The organism is Chitinimonas violaceus, from assembly GCF_052601015.1.
The window spans coordinates 1-1,025 of record NZ_JBQXDJ010000186.1 but is presented as its reverse complement, the minus strand read 5'-3'; the positions used below and the strand labels follow the sequence as shown (position 1 = coordinate 1,025).

At 54.4% G+C, this 1,025-nt stretch carries 1 protein-coding gene; it reads left to right on the top strand.

All coding sequences use genetic code 11. The features are described from left to right. Positions 1–1,025, top strand: a 1,025-nt coding sequence (locus ACUHMQ_RS20810) for a VCBS domain-containing protein (RefSeq protein ID WP_445297352.1), incomplete at both ends; no start/stop codon positions are given.

Here is a 1,025-nt window from a genome sequence, read left to right as displayed (position 1 = left end):
CAGGCAAGTGGACCTACACCCTGGATAACCGTGCAGAGTTATTGAAAGAGGGAGAAGTCCGCGATGAGTCCTTCACGGTTACGCTTAACGATGGCAGTACTTCAACAGTCAGCATTCATGTCACAGGTACCAATGACGTTGCTGTGATCGGCAAGGGAGTCGGTGACAGCGATTCAGGCAGGGTGACCGAAGATGGGGTGCTCGTAAGCCGAGGCAAGCTGACGGTGACAGATGCTGACCACGGAGAGGCGGAGCTGAAACCTGTAACCCTCACCAATGCTTATGGCACGTTCACGGTTGGTAAAGACGGCAACTGGCAGTTTGAGCTCAACAATGCTGCTGCCGAGGTGCAACGTCTTCAATCGGGAGAGACGGTAAGCCAAGTGTTTACGGTCGAGAGTCTCGATGGCACCTGGGCAGATGTCACCATCATCATTACTGGTACGGAAGAGAGTGCAACAGCAGGCGTAGGCTCGGTTCAAGAAGACACTACGTTGCGTGGTTCCGGCACCCTGGTTGCATCGGGCGGCGCCACGTTTGTGAGTGAAACACTGACAGGTCTTTACGGCAGTCTGACGATTGCGGCTGATGGACAATGGACTTACAAGCTGGCCAATGCCGATGCGGTTGTCCAAGGTCTTGCAGCTGGGAAGAGTGATACCGAAGTCTTCTCTGTGACTTTGTCGGATGGCGCTACCACTACCGTGACCATTAACGTTGCAGGGGTCAACGATGATGCCACTATCAGCGGGACTGCTACAGGTAGCGTGATAGAAGATAGTTTGCTGCAGCGGGTGCAGGGTGTGTTGACTGTGGCTGATGTTGATCAGGGGCAGGACGTATTTCAAAAGCCCGGCAGCCTGGTAGGTACCTATGGCAGCTTTACGTTCAATGAGCAGACGGGTGAGTGGAGCTACGCCGTCGACCCAAGCAAGATTCAGTTCCTTAACGAGAACGAGCGGGTAACGGATACCTTGCAGGTAAAGAGCGAGGATGGCACTGCCACCCAGGACATCGTCGTCACC